This is a genomic window from Thermoplasma volcanium GSS1, from assembly GCF_000011185.1.
Taxonomy (GTDB): domain Archaea; phylum Thermoplasmatota; class Thermoplasmata; order Thermoplasmatales; family Thermoplasmataceae; genus Thermoplasma; species Thermoplasma volcanium.
In genome coordinates, this window is the sequence record NC_002689.2 from 1,483,391 (window position 1) to 1,500,034 (window position 16,644).

Here is a 16,644-nt window from a genome sequence, read left to right on the forward strand (position 1 = left end):
CATCAATTCCCCTGGTTGGTGATCCTGAATATCCTTTTGTCCCTGTATGTCGGGATTCCTGGAATTCCAAGATCAACCTTCGAATCATGGGAGAAGGCTGTGGTGAGAACGAATTCCATTATTAGCGGAATGTCCGTACCCTGTACAGTATGCAGCTTGTTGCCGAAATGTGATCTTTTTCCCTTCTTTGCCCATGTTCCGTCCTTGAATCTTCGTGTCTTTGCATTCCTTCTCTCATCACGCCTGATCCTCTTCTTCTCTGCCACCCGTATCTTTGCTTCCCTTTTTGCCTGCCTCTTCCCATCCTTTGTCATGGTCTTATCTTTCTTTTCATCTTGCACAATTTCAGGCATATTTGGGGATACAGGAGGCTTCTTCCTTCCATGTTTGCCTGGATCGGATTCAATGAAGGATGCATCCTGAACAACTCCTTTCTTCACTGTTATGCCCTCTGATTCGAACGGTTCCCAGATCATCTTGTCCTTACCTGTCGATGACAGTCTCTCCCTGAACAACCATATGGCCCTAGAATCCGGAACACTGTCAGGGTAGTTGAGAAAATTCATGAACGATACCCTGTAATGCATCTCCCTCTCCATGGCCTCATCAACCAGATTGTATACAGACTGCAGGAAGAGTACCTTGACCATGAGTATGGGATCGTTGTTTGGTCTCCCTCCCAGTTTACCAGTTTCTCCATTTCAGCAAGCCTGTCCCCATCCCTTGAGAGTTCCTCATATTTCTCGCGGAGACGGTAATTCTTTATGTTCATGATGTTTGATCATGAGCGCATGAATAAAGCTTTCTGTTACAGATGCCGCATATTACGGGTTCCTGAGTAAGAACATCATGAAAGATCATGAGCGGAAAGACAGGGTGATTCAGCAAATTGAACAGGGGTTATTGGGAAAAGTGTATAGATTTATATTACTCCAACTAATTGATTTCATCAACTTATGATTCAATGAACATCATTTTCCTGTCGATCTCTGGTAGTGCAAAAGTATGGGGTGTACGACAGGATTTTATAATAAATAGATTATTAATATTTTACCCCTTATGCTTATTGGGTGCTTTGACTCATCATAGTTTCTTCATTGCTGTTTTAAGGCACCTATGCTAGTTGATCAATACACTTTGAATTAATTTTTCAGATATCAGATATATCAGAAAAATTAATAATCATGTATCAATTATCTATAGTAATCGGGTAATACACTATCTATAAGAGTTTGAAACAAACGTCCTAAATGATACTAGTATAGCGTTTCCTTATTAACAATAATATTTATATATTAATTTACTATATATAATTATAACGTTTAAAAGAACCAAAGGTGAATTGAAATTATCTGAGGATGATATAAAAAAGCTTGAAGAATTATCAGTATCAAGGACAGAGAAATACAGCACTGTTTAAAGGTCAAAGATACTTTTAATGTATTATAACAATAAAAGCATTAATTATATAGCAAAATCGATGAATGTATACGAGGCAAAGATATACAGGACAGTAAATAAGGCTTTACTATCTGGAATAGATGCAGCATTAAACGATAGACAAAGACCAGGAAAGCCAAGAATGATATCCGATGAGGCAAGGGCATACATTATTAAAACAGCATGCACAAAGCCCATAGAACTAGGATTATCATATGAATTATGGACCAACAGGTTATTAACAAGATACATAAGGGAAAATGCACCCGAAGAATACAATATATCTGGAATATCCAATGGAACAGTATCAAAGATTCTTAAAAAAAGCAATATAAAGCCATATAAAATTACATACTATGAGGAGAAAACAGATCCTGATTTTGATGTAAAGGGAAGGGAGATACTGCATGTGTATAAGGATATAAACATATATAAGAGAAATAATGACAACAATAATGAATTGTATGCATTTTTATCCTATGATGAGAAACCTGGAATACAGGCAACAGGAAATATATACAATGACAAGCCTCCAGATAAAAATCACAGTAATATTGCAAGGAACCACGATTACATCAGGCATGGTACACTATCATTGCTTGCAGGAATAGACCTTGTTACAGGGCATATAATATATAGCATTGAAGATAAGCATAAAAGCATAGAATTTATTAAATGCCTTGATAATGTGGATAAATATTACCCTGATGATTATAAAATAAAAATAATTTTAGATAACAATTCCATACATAAATCAAAGGAAACACAGGAATACCTTAATAAAAAACCCGGAAGGTTTAAATTTGTATTTACGCCTGTGCATGCAAACTAGAGTTTTGCGTTAATTATATAGCAACCACATGATTTAATTTATCTCTGAATTTCAGGACATTCCTTGCTGATTTATACGGGTTCAGCATGGATTGTTTAACAGCCATAACGAATCGATCACCATACCTACTGAATCCATCAAACAGTGATTCAAGGAATTGGAAGCAGATCCATCTCTCCGCTTCCCTATCCTTCAATGTAAGTCGAGATATTTTCGCATTGACATTATGGCGGAAATTTTGAGGATCACCCCTTCTTGTTGACGTTAGATTAAGGTGCATCTCTGTCTCGCAAAGCTTCCTCATAAAGATGTGACCTAAACCCCCCTTGCTTAATATCCCTGTGAATTATCTCGATATAGCTGCGCCTGAGATATGTTTCTATTATTCGCTTCATGTTCCATTCCGATCTGTTTGTTGCATAGTATCGTTTAAAATTGATGCCTTCTGATATGATTACCTTCACCTGTCCCATGCCTATTATCTTTCCCTTAACCTCCCAGACAGAGTATGTATTCCCTGATAATTTTATGGTCTGAGACTTACTGTATGGCAAAAATATGGAATCAAGGGTGGTCCATCCCCCTTAATCTTGATCTTCCTGTTGCCCTTGCTCTGGAATACCCAGTTAAGTTTCTTTCCATTCAGGAACGATATGATATCCTTTGTGAAGTACCATGCGTCATCGGTCACTGTTGAGAAATTAAGCTCATCGGTGAAGCATTTCTCAATGACTCCTTTCTGTATATCAATCTTTGAACGGTATTCGTTCTCATCGTCAAGACTCTCCTTTCTCCTGTATATCTCAGCAGATCTGGGCTATATGCCATATCTGCTTGAAGGGGACGTTTTAAACTGCATTCCCCCAGCTATCTTTTCCGATGGAATGATCAAATATTAATCGTGCAGCCTCAATGTTCTTTCCTGTCTTTTTTATTATGTCGTCTATTGCAAGTATTCCATCATCTTCAACTGAATTTATGTTTTCTACAGTTTTCATGAACATCAAATCAGTGTCAATCCCTGATTAGAGGAATCTGTTTATGCTTGACTGGTTCACATGAGCAATGATGGTGGAGTTCAGGTGTGCCACACTCCTGTTTGAGATGTTCGGAAGGATGAGATAAGCTCCTCAAAGTGCCTGAACTGCCTTATCTCACCAAAACATGATCGGAAGGGATCAGTCAGTTCACTGAGAATGTCGTGGCTGGAATATATGGGTATATCCATATGGCTGACAAATGTTTGACACATCCATAACCTTTATGGCTGAAGGAATTATTTGTTAGTGAGAGAATAAAATTAATGCAAAACTCTAGTTCTATAACTATTTTTCAATATTTACGAAAATTGTTTATATTACTGTATGATATTATATTATAATGGATTATCTAGATATAGGACAGGCCGCTGATAATAAGTATTATTCATCAAAAAGAACTCTTCCACTTGCTATTATGAAAGAAAATGCAAAGGAATATCAACCATTGAAAATAAATACAATTAAAACTTGTTCCTGCAAAGAAAATAACCTTAATTGTTTAACAGCTAAGGAATGGATAAAACGGCAAATTGGAGTGTGGGAATTTTATTACGAGAAAAGAGACATAAGAGATAAAACTGTTCATCCTGCTACATTTCCAATATCCTTAGCAAAACAGGTTATAGAATTGTTCTCTCATGAGGGTGAGCTTGTTGTTGACCCTTTTGTGGGAAGCGGGACAACACTGGTAGCTGCTAGGGATTCTAATAGGAATGCAGTGGGTTTTGACCTTCAGGAAAAATATATAAAGCTTTGTGCTGAAAGATTATCTACACAGAGGATTGTTGGCAATGCTCAACAGGTTGCTATAGAAGAAGATGCAAGAAACATCTCCAATTATTTCAATGAAGAATCAATATCATTAATTTTCACATCACCACCTTATGCTAACCTATTGAACAGAGAAAGGAAAAATAAGTCAAGAAGAAACAGAAAAAACAACCAACTCGGTAAAGTGGAGCAGTATTCTCAGGATCCTAGAGATCTCGGTACTCTTGATGTAGAAAGTTATACTAAGGAAATGGGAGATATTTTCGAAAAGGTTAAGCCAGCCCTAAGAACAAAGGGTCACTGTGTTATCAATGTTCCAGATATGTGGTGGGAAAATAAGAGGATAGCTATACACGTTTATCTGATTAATGAAATGACAAAAAGAGGCTATGAGCTTAGAAATATTATAATCTGGGATAAGAGAAATTTAGTAAACCAAATAGGAATTTTTGGGTGGCCAAGCAATTACATAACTATGGGTGTCACTTTTGAATACCTATTGGATTTTTGGAAACCATAAATACCGAAAGAAATTTAAGACAAACACATTTAATTGGAATGGTACAAATGTCGCAACCAGTTTACTCTAAACAAGAGCTTATTGAGAGGTTAAAAGAAATAAGGGATAAAGGATGGATTCAAAATAGAAGAAAGGGCAATACAGGCGGTATAGGCAATACACTTGAAGATCTTCTCGAAATAAAGGAAAACAATCTACCTATACCAAACTCAGCTGAGTGGGAACTTAAGACACATAGAAAAAACAATGGATCGTTAACCACACTTTTTCATTCAGAGCCGTCTCCAAGATCCTTGAAAATAGTGCCTTCAATATTACTACCATATTATGGCTGGAAACACGAAAAGGCTGGAACAAAATACCCTGACTCGGAAATGAGTTTCAGACAAACTATAAATGCCGTTACCAGAACAGATAGAGGTTTCTGTATAGTTATTGATTATGACGAAGAAAAAATACTAATATCGTTCGATCCAGGAAAGGTATCTCCAAAGCACAAAGAATGGCTTACGAGTGTAGAAGAGAGAGTTGGGCATATTGGAGAACTTGATATACAACCATACTGGGGTTTTGACGATCTTTTTCACACAGCAGGGTCCAAACTATTAAATTGTTTCTATATAGATGCTGAAGTAAAAAAAGAAGGTGATCAAGAATATTACCTTTACAAAGATATATACATGCTCAGAAAATTCAGCAAACAGAAATTTATAAAAGCAATTCAAAATGGTATTGTTTTGATAGATTTTGATGCAAGAACAGGGCATAATCATGGTACGAAATTTAGGATCAGAGAGGATAAAATACCAATTTTATATGAAGAAGTATCAATGTTCTAATTTGGTTGGCATTGTCAATGGTTTATTTTACTATTTTACCATTTTTTCTTGCACAATTTATTCCGAACTTATGATTATGGGATAATAAACACAATTACGAATAGATAGATATATCTTAATTACTTTTTGTATTTTAAAGACAAGTATCTCTGTGAGAATTTATGAAAACGTTTGAATATATCTAGAATGTGTTATATAAGCTATTATAAGCAATATTACGTTAAATTATTACACTCAACATAGTTTATGAATCAAACCAATTTATCAGTAAAAATCACATTTACGTGGGACATGGAGCGAGTGAGCCGAGCTCCTACCAGCTTTGCCATAGTGATAAACCCGATCGCCCATACTAACTGGTGCTTGTAAGCACCATCACTTGCAACAGCAAGCACTGATATTTAAAGTTTTTATTCAGGGAAACGTAAAGACCGGCAAATAGGAAACGATAATGATCCTTTAAAATACTAATTCCATATTAAAATCCTGTCAGGATCGGTTTAGCCTTAATATTTAAACACTGGTTCCCGGCGCATTAGTGGGCTATTCCTTTTTGCCGGTATCTCGGGTTCCATTATTCCACGTGAGTTACGCTCGATAACTCATATATGTGAGTTTCTTGCCGGAACTCACAGTTTTCATACCGAACAGGTTATTTAAGGTGCGGGAGGCGGGGCCTGACTTCGGGAATTTAAACAAATTATTCGGCGGAGACGCTATAGACCTCGAGGAAAAGGAGAGACAAGCTAACAAAATACGTTATAAAGTCAGAATCGGCAATATAGAAGTCAAGAGTCTTTAAATGCAACGATCAAATAAAGGAAATGTTCAATAATAGGTATCCATTGTATAATACACAAAATTCTGGACACAATCTTTCAACACGCGAATAGAAAGGGTTATATTTAGTGAGGTTAAATTTCTATTCTCTATGGAAATAAAAGATCATCACATCTTCACCGCTATCCATCTAACTCTCACGATTGAAAGAAACTTTTAATTATCAACTTCCAATATATAATTATAGTGAAACTAAATGGACATAAACCAATTTATTGAAAAATTTAAACAAATAGAAACGAAAGGCTTTGTAAAATCTATGAGAAGAGGCCCTACTGGAATCGGAATGACATTGGAGTCATTGCTTGGAATAAAAGAAAATAATATAAGCTTGCCAGATCTCGATGGAATCGAATTAAAAGCACATAGGGATAATTCTATGAATTTGATTACATTGTTTACCTTTAATAGGGGTGCGTGGATAATGAATCCTCTGGAAGCAGTAAGGAAATATGGAACTTTAGATAAAAACGGTAGATTAGGTTTATATTTCACGATGAATTTTACACCAAACAGTGCAGGGTTATATTTATTTGCAGACAATGAAGCAGTTTCTGTTAGGCATATCAATGGCGATGTTTTAGTAAAGTGGAATTTTAATGATTTGGAAGATCAATTCAAAAGGAAAGTGCCGGCATTAATTATAGCATATGCAAGAACAGAATACAGAGGAAATGATGAATATTTCCAATTTTATAAAGCTGTATTGTTAAAAGGAACAACAAAAGATATAATAAGGGAAAGCATTAAGAATAATATTATATTAATTGATTTAAGATTGCATGACAAAGGCACAATGGCAAGAAACCATGGAACAGGATTTAGGATATATGAAAAGAATCTACCATTGGTATTTTCAAATACAGAGGTGATAGCATAATAACAGAATTAGATGACTGGACATTCAATAAATCCTATACGAGGGAATACACACATATTTACCATGATTACCCTGCAAGGATGATACCTCAAGTTGCAAGAAAACTTCTATATTTATATGGATCCAATGCTAAAACAGTATTCGATCCATACTGTGGCACAGGCACTTCATTAGTCGAGGCCATGTTGCTTGGCATAAATGGAATAGGCACAGACCTAAATCCATTGGCACAGTTAATTGCAAAAGCGAAAACCAATGCATATATTGATTATAAAAGTGTGATCTCGGAGATAGAAAAATTTAATGAAAATGCCGACAAATTAGATCCTATAGTACCGAATATTAAAAACATCGATTTCTGGTTCAGCAAAAATGTATCTATTAAATTAGGAAAGATAAAGGCATACATCGAATCAATAGAAGACGAAAATATAAAGCAATTCTTCATGGTAGCATTTAGCGAGACAGTAAGGGAAAGCTCAAATGCAAGAAAAGATGAGTTCAAGCTTGTTCGGTATAAGGAATATAAGCTTAAAAATTGGAATCCAGACCCATTTGAAATAATAAATATAAAACTAAATAGAAACCTTAAAGGCTTAATAGATTTTAAAAAGAAAATAGCGAGTCTTAATGAAATTCCATACGTAAAAATATATAATTACAATTCTGTAAATGAAATACCAAATAATGACATACCAGAAGATTTTGCTGATATCGTCGTGACGTCACCTCCATACGGTGACTCGCATACTACTGTAGCATACGGCCAATATTCGAGATTATCATCTGAATGGCTATCATTAATAGGCAATGAAAATATTGACAATAAATTAATGGGCGGTAGCAAATCACCGATTATAGAAGATTTTCCTTCTTTGCCATTAAATGAAGCAATACAAGCGATAGAAAAAAAGAACAAGAAACGTGCCATTGAAGTGTCATCATTCTACCGTGATTTGCAAATGTCAATAAAAAACGTTGGCAGGGTATTAAAAAGCAACGGATACGCATGCTATGTAGTTGCTAATAGAACAGTAAATTCTGTTATACTTCCAACATCCTATGCTATAAAGGATATATTCGAATACTACGGCTTCGAATACATAAAAACATATATTAGAGATATACCTAACAAAAGGATGCCATCAGTGAATAGCCCTACCAATGTAGCTGGGGAGACATCTAAAACTATGCTGAAAGAACATATAGTAGTAATGAAAAAAATGTGATACAATTACTATAGATTTGGGACTTTATGATCCTTAAAAATTACATTGAATTTTTCATATCGCAATATCATTTAATTTCGCCTTTTGTTAGTTTAATTTTATCATAATTGCTTACCTAAACTTATTCCATAGGAGCTGTAATGAATAACTCCAAAATAAGAGTTATTGCTGCAACTCCTGTTCATCATGGCCTACATGGCGATCTAACGCACGACCTGATTTCGGGAATATCAACAAGCTGCTTGGCAGGGGTTCTATCGACCTCTGGAATAAGGGGAAACAAGCAGGGCCTCAGCCTGGCGATCCATACAAAGACCGCATTTTCACCTATCTTAGCCCGAACACATAACAAAAGAATGAGCGCATCCATGCAAGAAAACTTATCCGGATGAGGCACACCTTAGAAAAGATTCCATCCAGTCAAAGGGCTATATCCAGAAGGCGCACCACCCAGAATAGGCAATATCCATAAAAGCGGCCATTCAGCAACGAAATCGTTACGATTTTGCCTTCAAGCGAGGTGTTCAGTGCATCGGTATTCGTGTATTTCTTTATGCCATTCTCAGGCTGCTTCTTTTCTCGATCCTGTATCATGGGAATGCCTCCGCTGCCTTCATGAGCCATGCAAAAAACGCCGGATCGAACATCAAAACAGCCGAGATGGCGATCGTTATTGTTGCTATGGCCGCGATTCTGCCGATCTTGATTTTTGCCTTCTTCGCTACCATCTGAATCGACGTTAAAAATTCGCCGCGATTCCATATACTCCTTTCCATTTCTCCTTTCATACCGATCCTCCTTTTTTTCTCAATTATTTTGTTTGAAAAATGAAACGCTATTATTCGGCAATCGCTTAAAAAAAGGTTTTAGCCATGGCTATTCGCCCATGCGTACCAGAATGTGTTTTTTGAATGTTTTTCATGGTCCATCGCTTCCCCCATAGATGAGTTCTTTCGCAAGCTCTTCAAAAAACATGCTCCTACTGACTTCGGGCATGGTGGCAGGGAAGTGCCTGGAATCGGCCTTCAGCATGTTTTCGTCAATACTGAGGATGACCCATACCAGCGACTCCACATTTCTGTATCTTCATCCAGTTTCAGCGCCTTCCTGAGTTCTGGCGTCTTCTTCGCAAGAACCAGTGTTCGTGGTTGGATCATTATTAGCTCGAAGTCTGCGTTTTTATTGGTTCCCGGCGTGTAAACAGTGTACTCAAGCCTCATGATTGCGTTGTGATCCCCGGATACGACTATCTACCCGCTGAAAAGCCTCTCGAGTGTCCTGAGATAGGTTTCCTCAGCGTCCTTGAGTTCGATCATGGAGACCACCCTTTGCCGATTGCGATTTTCTTCTGGGGCTCATCTGCCATGGCCTTGAATTCACGTTCACTGACCTCACTGCTAAAGTTGTAAGCCTTGATTTGCCGAGCCTCTGAAATCGTCATGGCAACGTACATGCCGGGTTTGTATTTGCTCGGAACGGGATTATGCCTTTTATCGTCAGTGATGATCTTTCGAAAGGTAAGCTGATTTTCCGTTTTCTCTGTTTTTTCGTCCTGGATAGCGGTATTTTTAGGTTCGTCTTGCGAATTCGTTTCGTCGATACCCCGGACCATGCGATTCACCTTTCCGTTTTGATCGCAAGTTGTGGGGGGGTTGAATCACCGCCAGACGCTGAAAAAAGGGGTTTCTGTGATAAATCTGCTTCCTGCCCTATTTGCATGGGCAACTCTTTTACATGTACGCGTGTATTATCATGACCATCATGAGTATCTGGCCGGCCATTAATTAGCCGTCGTAGGATTCGGTGTGGGGTTTTCTCTCGACCCAGAGTTTTCAATGTCCCCAGCAATATCTTTTTTCTCGTATCCCACATTTTCCCGCATGTAGGTTTCGAACGAGGAAGCCGTATTATCAGAGGTCTCCGAGTCAAAAAATGACCGAAATCCCACAAAACGGAAGAAAGCATTGAGAGTCATTTCGAGACGATCTTCGTCTTTTTCGGGTGCGTTTTTTACTCTGGAACCTGTATTATGCGGGTTTTTCTGTTCGTTTCTCTGATTCTCCAGATTATACTTTCTTAAATGTAGGTTTTTGTTATTATTTTTATTTATTATACTAGAGAATACTGGGTCTACATAAAATCCCACATGTGGGATTTTATGGGATTCTTCATTTTCTAAGTTATCGCCAATAAAGGAATTTATCCTCTCCGTAAGTGATCCCACATCGTCAAAATGCAGGCAAACATGTCTGCTGCCAGGTTCCGCCTGCCCAATGAAATCGGTCAGGAACGCCTTCAGTAGCCCTGCGAATCTTTTAGAATCTTGCAATAGGTCTGCGATGTCCTTGGAAGGCCTCCTCCAGTACCGCGTCCCTTGCTGCCCCGTATCCGACTGAAATTCGATACCCAGTGCATTCGACAGGACATTTTTGAGTTGTGCGAGTCGAATATATTTTTCACCATCCTTCCGGATTTTTAGCCATTTGGAACTGAGCTCATTGCCAACGAAATCAGGATTGCGCCAAAGAGCAGTTTCGTTATGTCGCCTTCCAACTTGGCTATGTTGAGAGTTTCGTGTTTTTTCTCCGCCTTGGCCAAGAGAGAACCAGTTACGTCGATCCTTACTTTATAGTTCGTGGCATCACAGCCAATCGTCGGTTTGGTCTGTTTAGCAGGGAAGTCTCTTCGCCTGAACGTGTCCTGTTCAACTATATAATGGAGCTACGTTCCATTGAAGCATACAATATTGAGGACCTGGAGCGGGTTCATAATGCGCTAATCAAGGCGACGAAGGGGAAGGTTCCGTTGGGTTATGAGGTCGTTCGGCAAAATGAGAACTGGATCATTCTGGGGTCTACCGGCAAATATGATCTCTAACTGGCTTTTTAGAACAAATTCGATTAATATATGATTAAAGGCACAAAAATAGGCTCTTCTTCTTAAATATAAAAATGGATTAAACTCAGTATCATATGGACCGGATGGGATTTGAACCCATGGCCTCTTCCATGCCAAGGAAGCGATCTACCTCTGATCTACCGGCCCTTCAAACCTTAATTACAATCCGCTATAAATCTTTTTGATTTCCATAAGAATAGTATTGCCTTTAATCAATCCTTGAACCAGTGGTATTTATAGTATAGCAACAAATCATAAAGGATCTTTACACCACCTGCCACAAAGAGTAACGATGGAGGCCCAGCCTCTATAAGATAACCACCTATAGCTGGCCCAGGCCCATGCCCAAGTGTTCTTACAGTGGTAAAGACAGAGTTTGTCTTTATCCTATCCCCGGGAGGAATTATTGTATTTGTAAAGCTGTCCCTTGCCGGTACGTCCATTTGGCTAGTAGTCTGCCTCAAGTATAGAAAGAGTTCAGCTGCGTAAAGATTTGGCACAAGGGGCATAAGTATAAGGAAAAAGTTGCTTACTATGTGGGTGAAAACCATAGTCTTTATTAGGCCAATTTTTCCTGATATTTTTGAGGAGACGAGAATCGAGAGTGCAGTAAGCACATTTACTATTATGAATATGAAACCGGCTTCAGAAAGTGAGATGTGGTATACTGCCTTGAACCAGAGAGTTAGCATTGATACTGTAACGAAGCCGCCACCAAAAGCATCTATTGCAAAAAGATATGAGAGTGTATTAACGTGAGCCTTCACATTTTTTGGAAGGCGCAAATTTACTGATTCTCTCTTATAATCCGGAAGCTTTACGAATATGTATAGGATCAGCTGTAGTATTGAGAGTACCAAAAGTATCTCGAATATTTCTTGAAATGAATAACGTAAATCAAGATAAAGGAAGGCAGAAGCTATAGCTGCACTTCCATATGAACCAAAGTTGTAGACTGAAAAGGCTTCATTTTTATCCTTCTGAATAGTTTCGAAACTGCTTATGGCGAACTTCTCTATTGGCGGGTATGCTGAAAAGTCTCTGCCTGCGAGCGATATACCACCTATAAAGACTGCCACTACAAATATTACAACATTCCTAACGAAAACTAGAACGGTTAGGGCCGCTACCATAAGAACTGATAGCAACAAGACTCTGTTTTTCGCTGAAAATGGAACTCGGGAATAGAGAAGTATAAAAACTGAACCAGACACTAAACTAATAAATATTATTATACCTACATATAAAGCGGATATGTGCATACTTTGAAGATAATAAGGTGTGATAATAGCCATCATTGAGAATATGAACGACCTAGCTGCCTTGGAGATCGAGATGAGCAAACTGGCTGGCTTCATACTTGGTAAAGCAATGAAATGGTATAAGAATTGCTTACCTTCACTTCATACTTATTTTTCTTAAGCATATGCCTGAGAGCAGGCCATTTGAATCGAACTCGTCGATTCTTAAATGACGATCTATGCCGTGTCATTTAATTTTCTGTAAAGGAAAGGCAGAGAATACAGGTATCTTTCAGAGTTCCCAAAGTGTCCTCCGTTGAATTCTTCATAGTAATGATCGATGTTAGCTAAACCTAGTTTCTTATGAAGTGCCCTAGTACCTATATACAGCTTATATTCATCATTTGTTCCTACATCCAGGTAAATAGCCTTCATCTTTTTTAAAGCCCCAGAATATTTTAGTACATTCTTTGCAGGATCAAACTGAACCCATCTCTGCCATACGTCCTCTATTAGTTCTCCTGTGTCTTCATCAAACGGCAAGTCGAAGCCGTTAACATCATTCATATCAGGAGAATAAAACGCAGAGCTTCCTATAACGTTTAGAACTTTCATCTCATCATCGCTGGGCATGTGAGATGTGAGCATCTTTACGCTCTCAGATTTACCATGACGTTGGATGTATCTAAAGGCCGCTGCCATATCATCAGCGTAGAGATAAAAGAAGCAGCTGTCTCCAAAGTGGTCAGCAAAACCATCTATTATGTCTGGGTGCCTGGCGGCGAGTGTATACGAGCCGAAGCCTCCGGAGGATTTTCCGAAAAGCGCTGTATGATCCGTGCCATATTTATCCTTGAAATATGGTATTAATTCTTTGACGATGAAATCTTCGTAACTGCCGACGGCTGGTGAATTCAAGTATTGGTTCATATTATATCTTGTGGAAAAATTAGGGTTTAAGACTACAGCTTTTAAACCAGATGAGAATAATTTTTCAATTATTAATGAGAATTTGTTGTGCGTCCTTGGCCTCCAGTTTGTGCCTGCAAGCTCTATAAAAAGTGGCAGGCCGCCCTCTGCATCGTCAGGCCTGTAAACTAATATTTGCCTCTTCCAGTCATCTTTAAGGAAGTTATCTTTCAAGCACTCGCTTTCTATCTCCACGATCTCAGTTTTCATATGTTGCCTATCATTGCATTATTCTATATATTGCATTTAGTATGTCATATACATGAGGATTCTCATCTTTACAGATAGGCCCTTGGACCTTGAATGTGGCAATAGAAAGGTGATAATCAGGAAGCACACCAACATGCTTGAGATGGATGCGGATCTATCGTCACTAGACGTCCTTGAAGGGCTTGAATACAAAGAGGCTAGGATAATCGGAGATAGAGAGCCTTCATTTGCCTTTGCACCATATTCATCTAAGAATGTCGAGATCTTAAGCAGGGAGGAAAGATACTGGGAGGCCCATGAGGTCGTGGAGGATATGTGGAGATCATTAAATCACCCATCAGGCCTGCAAAAACTCATTTTGCTCTTGGCCTCGCAGATACACTGCCAGATGGGGGATTGCGCTCACGCTGAGGATCTTTTTATCCGCTACAAAGATTTTCTCGAACAAGTTGGTGTAGAACCCGTTGCAAGCACTTTTACCTATCCCATCACAATACTTTCATCGCATGTGGATCTCCTGTCCTTGATTGGTTAATTTGGATCATTGATCGCATACGTTTATTTACAATAACCATTGTAATACTACGTTAATGTCAAGATCAGCATATCTGTAATATCGTAACTGATCAATGTATGCCAGAAAATATAAGGATTATTCAAACATCAAAGCGAGGTGTCTGAAACGAAAAGAGATACATGGCTGTAATATTAGTCAAAAGGCTTTTTCCTCAGAATGAATTTGCAGGAGTATGCTCCATCAACCTGCCTATGAGTGTATTCTACGTCAAACCCAGTAGTGTTTTCAAAAAGCTTTCTTTCAAGTTCGCAAGCGTATCCATCCTTCTGCGCTATCCGAAATATAGGGCAGTTGTATTCTGTGATCTCGTAAATGCCATCTCGCACAGAATACTCAGGGAAATAACAGTCATCATACCTCAATTTTACTAGCGTAAGAAACTTCTGATCACTATCTTCTCCACTCATCTGTTTTCTATACTCGATTATCTGCTGCGAATACCGCCATTCAAGAAAATTGTCAAGAATCTTTTCGTGTCCATTCTCTGAAAGGAATGAGATTAAGTCCAATAGGATCTTTCCATCGGAGTTAGTTATTTGTGATGCTCCTATTTCCTTAATTGAGAACTTAAAATATGGCCTTCCCTGCTTTCCCTTGAAGGTCCTGCGTTCAACCACTCCAGTTGCCTCCAACTTCTCCATATGCCTTAAAACGGCCATGTTTGAAATGCCTAACTCTTTAGCAAGTTCGTCGAGTCGCTTTGGGCCATCTTTTTTTAGCAGGATAATTATCTCATTTTCAGTTGACATTTTTTATCATAGATAAAACATATTTAATAGATTTGTAGTTTATAAACTTTATAAATAAGAATATTTAATAAAAATCTGCAATTTAGAAACTTATGATTATAATAGAGAAAAAACTGCGCAGAAAAAAGATATTGATAGATGTTGCTAGGACTGATTGCAGGAGTTTTACGGGTTCTATTTCATTCTCATGCATTTTGCACTGAACTCTTTCCCCGATCCTTCATTCTTTCTAACATTGCAATCACTAAGGCTGGCATCACTAAAGAGATAAAAATGGCGGAATATCTGAGCTCAGAATATACCCAAGAACATATCATGGCTGTGAAGGAAACAAATGTGAGGACAGAGACTATGAGGTAAAGCTTGCGAAATTCAAGATCTTTATTCCTGAGAAAAAGCACTATTCCGGTAAGTGAATCCATAGAGAACTCAGCCATAAGAAATACACCTGAAAATGAAAGAAGCACAGAGAAGAAGCCTTCTATGGATCTTGAGAATATCATAAGGAAATTAACTAATTCGGCCAATGCGGATATTAGGATCAGCCCCACGTAGGGCACAAGCCTTGTTTTACTTAGGTATCCAAGATAAGACGGCAGCAGGCCCTCTCTGGACATAGCATACCAGGCCCTGCTGAGAATATAGGTCGTCAGCCATAGAGAGCTTGCAGTTGAAGCTATGACAGCTAGATCCATTACGATTGCATATTTTGGGGCCACGAACATGCCCCACGCATAAAGAGGGTCGACGCTAGATGAAAGGACCTTTATAGGGACTTCTGACTGCATCAGCGTCATAGTTACAACGTATATCGTAAAGACTAGGACGAGGCCGATTACTCCTGTCGTTCCGGGCCACCTCTCCCTGTTAACCGATTCCTCCGATGCGTACGAATCTATTTCCCATCCATCTAGAACCGTGGCTATTATGGGGAGTGAAGAAAGAAGGTTTACGTATTCATTTCTGGAGGCAATAGGCGGTATGAACCAACTGATTGACGGCCTGTTAACGACGCTGTCATGAAGAGACATAACTGCAATTACTACGAACATGGCTATAACGGATACCTCAACAGCCAAGAATAATTCTGTGAGTTTCGCGGTTGGCCTTGCCCCTAAAAGCGATGCTACAAGCGTAACAAAAACCCAGAATGTACCTAATGAGAATATTTCAACTGGGTTTGAAAGAGCCGTTTGAGGTATGGCTCCAATGCTGTAAAGCAGATCCCCGGTGTATTCACCGGCCGGAATGACGATTGGCGGAATCGACAGCAGGTATGCGAGCGTTATTATCCAAGACTGGCCGGAACCATAAACCTTTGATACTGCAATATTTCCCCAGTGGTAGGAGGCACCTGCGTTCGGGTACAGCCTGTTAAACTTCCGAAAGATAAAGGAGGAGGCAAGCCAGACAGGAAAAACCAAAATTATTGCGGAAATAGAGTGAAATCCAAGGTACATGGCTATTACACCATAGGACGCTGCTATGCTGAAGGCTGGAGCCACACTTGAGGTGGAGAGGGCGAAGAGGTCAACAAAGCCATGTACGTTAGACTTCAACGTGCCTATTTTGCTCTCTTTGAAGTGTGAGTTGTTCCTCATTTCTATCA

21 protein-coding genes and 1 tRNA gene are annotated in these 16,644 nt (G+C 38.7%); 8 read left to right on the forward strand and 14 right to left on the reverse strand.

The window, feature by feature from the left end; genetic code table 11:
* Positions 1 to 2: 2 nt before the first annotated feature.
* Both TVG_RS07520 and TVG_RS08645 read right to left on the reverse strand, forming a co-directional pair.
* A complete protein-coding gene (locus tag TVG_RS07520; protein ID WP_010917668.1) occupies positions 3 to 650 on the reverse strand; it encodes a transposase in 648 nt (215 codons plus the stop codon).
* Entirely contained in the window at positions 563 to 772 is a 210-nt protein-coding gene (locus tag TVG_RS08645; RefSeq protein ID WP_162009551.1) for a hypothetical protein, read from the reverse strand. The genes TVG_RS07520 and TVG_RS08645 overlap by 88 nt, the downstream gene beginning before the upstream one ends.
* Before the next feature lie 657 nt (positions 773 to 1,429).
* Here TVG_RS08645 and TVG_RS07525 point away from each other — a divergent pair.
* Entirely contained in the window at positions 1,430 to 2,272 is an 843-nt protein-coding gene (locus tag TVG_RS07525; RefSeq protein ID WP_338384165.1) for an IS630 family transposase, read from the forward strand.
* 269 nt (positions 2,273 to 2,541) lie between these two features.
* Here the strand turns inward: TVG_RS07525 and TVG_RS08870 are convergent, their stop codons facing one another.
* Complete coding sequence (locus TVG_RS08870; protein ID WP_048054034.1) at positions 2,542 to 2,826, reverse strand: hypothetical protein; 285 nt, start codon at positions 2,824 to 2,826, stop codon at positions 2,542 to 2,544.
* A gap of 294 nt (positions 2,827 to 3,120) precedes the next feature.
* Complete coding sequence (locus TVG_RS08590) at positions 3,121 to 3,270, reverse strand: hypothetical protein (RefSeq protein WP_156769129.1); 150 nt, start codon at positions 3,268 to 3,270, stop codon at positions 3,121 to 3,123.
* Between the two features lie 382 nt (positions 3,271 to 3,652).
* On the opposite strand from TVG_RS08590, the gene TVG_RS07540 reads away from it, so the two are divergent.
* From TVG_RS07540 to TVG_RS07565, 6 genes are all read left to right on the forward strand, one after another.
* Entirely contained in the window at positions 3,653 to 4,603 is a 951-nt protein-coding gene (locus TVG_RS07540) for a DNA methyltransferase (RefSeq protein WP_010917671.1), read from the forward strand.
* A gap of 47 nt (positions 4,604 to 4,650) precedes the next feature.
* On the forward strand, positions 4,651 to 5,442 hold the full coding sequence (locus TVG_RS07545) for an MvaI/BcnI family restriction endonuclease (protein ID WP_010917672.1): 792 nt from the start codon (positions 4,651 to 4,653) through the stop codon (positions 5,440 to 5,442).
* Between the two features lie 619 nt (positions 5,443 to 6,061).
* Positions 6,062 to 6,244, forward strand: coding sequence for a hypothetical protein (locus TVG_RS07550; protein ID WP_156769130.1), 183 nt, complete (start codon positions 6,062 to 6,064; stop codon positions 6,242 to 6,244).
* Positions 6,245 to 6,478: 234 nt separating this feature from the next.
* Entirely contained in the window at positions 6,479 to 7,162 is a 684-nt protein-coding gene (locus tag TVG_RS07555) for an MvaI/BcnI family restriction endonuclease (protein WP_048054037.1), read from the forward strand.
* The gene (locus TVG_RS07560) at positions 7,162 to 8,391 is read left to right on the forward strand and encodes a TRM11 family SAM-dependent methyltransferase (protein WP_277770641.1); all 1,230 of its coding nucleotides are present in this window, start codon (positions 7,162 to 7,164) and stop codon (positions 8,389 to 8,391) included. Before TVG_RS07555 ends, TVG_RS07560 begins: the two co-directional genes overlap by 1 nt.
* Before the next feature lie 140 nt (positions 8,392 to 8,531).
* On the forward strand, positions 8,532 to 8,783 hold the full coding sequence (locus TVG_RS07565; RefSeq protein WP_048054039.1) for a hypothetical protein: 252 nt from the start codon (positions 8,532 to 8,534) through the stop codon (positions 8,781 to 8,783).
* Between the two features lie 28 nt (positions 8,784 to 8,811).
* On the opposite strand, the gene TVG_RS08595 is transcribed toward TVG_RS07565, so the two are convergent.
* The 8 genes from TVG_RS08595 to TVG_RS07600 form a co-directional block, all read right to left on the reverse strand.
* Entirely contained in the window at positions 8,812 to 8,985 is a 174-nt protein-coding gene (locus TVG_RS08595) for a hypothetical protein (protein ID WP_156769131.1), read from the reverse strand.
* On the reverse strand, positions 8,982 to 9,179 hold the full coding sequence (locus tag TVG_RS07570; RefSeq protein ID WP_048054040.1) for a hypothetical protein: 198 nt from the start codon (positions 9,177 to 9,179) through the stop codon (positions 8,982 to 8,984). The genes TVG_RS08595 and TVG_RS07570 overlap by 4 nt, the downstream gene beginning before the upstream one ends.
* Positions 9,180 to 9,416: 237 nt before the next feature.
* Positions 9,417 to 9,548, reverse strand: coding sequence for a hypothetical protein (locus tag TVG_RS08925; protein ID WP_277770630.1), 132 nt, complete (start codon positions 9,546 to 9,548; stop codon positions 9,417 to 9,419).
* 155 nt (positions 9,549 to 9,703) lie between these two features.
* On the reverse strand, positions 9,704 to 10,003 hold the full coding sequence (locus TVG_RS07575) for a hypothetical protein (RefSeq protein ID WP_010917675.1): 300 nt from the start codon (positions 10,001 to 10,003) through the stop codon (positions 9,704 to 9,706).
* A gap of 168 nt (positions 10,004 to 10,171) precedes the next feature.
* On the reverse strand, positions 10,172 to 10,720 hold the full coding sequence (locus TVG_RS07580) for a hypothetical protein (protein ID WP_048054041.1): 549 nt from the start codon (positions 10,718 to 10,720) through the stop codon (positions 10,172 to 10,174).
* A 644-nt stretch (positions 10,721 to 11,364) separates the two neighbouring features.
* Positions 11,365 to 11,436, reverse strand: a tRNA-Ala gene (locus TVG_RS07590).
* A gap of 65 nt (positions 11,437 to 11,501) precedes the next feature.
* On the reverse strand, positions 11,502 to 12,647 hold the full coding sequence (locus TVG_RS07595) for an MFS transporter (protein WP_010917677.1): 1,146 nt from the start codon (positions 12,645 to 12,647) through the stop codon (positions 11,502 to 11,504).
* A 120-nt stretch (positions 12,648 to 12,767) separates the two neighbouring features.
* The gene (locus TVG_RS07600) at positions 12,768 to 13,709 is read right to left on the reverse strand and encodes an alpha/beta hydrolase-fold protein (RefSeq protein WP_010917678.1); all 942 of its coding nucleotides are present in this window, start codon (positions 13,707 to 13,709) and stop codon (positions 12,768 to 12,770) included.
* Positions 13,710 to 13,761: 52 nt separating this feature from the next.
* Between TVG_RS07600 and TVG_RS07605 the strand changes: the two genes are divergently transcribed.
* Complete coding sequence (locus TVG_RS07605; RefSeq protein WP_010917679.1) at positions 13,762 to 14,244, forward strand: DUF309 domain-containing protein; 483 nt, start codon at positions 13,762 to 13,764, stop codon at positions 14,242 to 14,244.
* Positions 14,245 to 14,417: 173 nt separating this feature from the next.
* On the opposite strand, the gene TVG_RS07610 is transcribed toward TVG_RS07605, so the two are convergent.
* Both TVG_RS07610 and TVG_RS07615 read right to left on the reverse strand, forming a co-directional pair.
* Positions 14,418 to 15,035 carry a helix-turn-helix transcriptional regulator gene (locus tag TVG_RS07610; protein ID WP_010917680.1) on the reverse strand — a complete coding sequence of 206 codons (618 nt, stop codon included), beginning with the start codon at positions 15,033 to 15,035 and terminating at the stop codon, positions 14,418 to 14,420.
* A 185-nt stretch (positions 15,036 to 15,220) separates the two neighbouring features.
* Positions 15,221 to 16,636, reverse strand: a complete 1,416-nt coding sequence (locus TVG_RS07615; protein WP_010917681.1) for an APC family permease — start codon at positions 16,634 to 16,636, stop codon at positions 15,221 to 15,223.
* Positions 16,637 to 16,644: the final 8 nt, after the last annotated feature.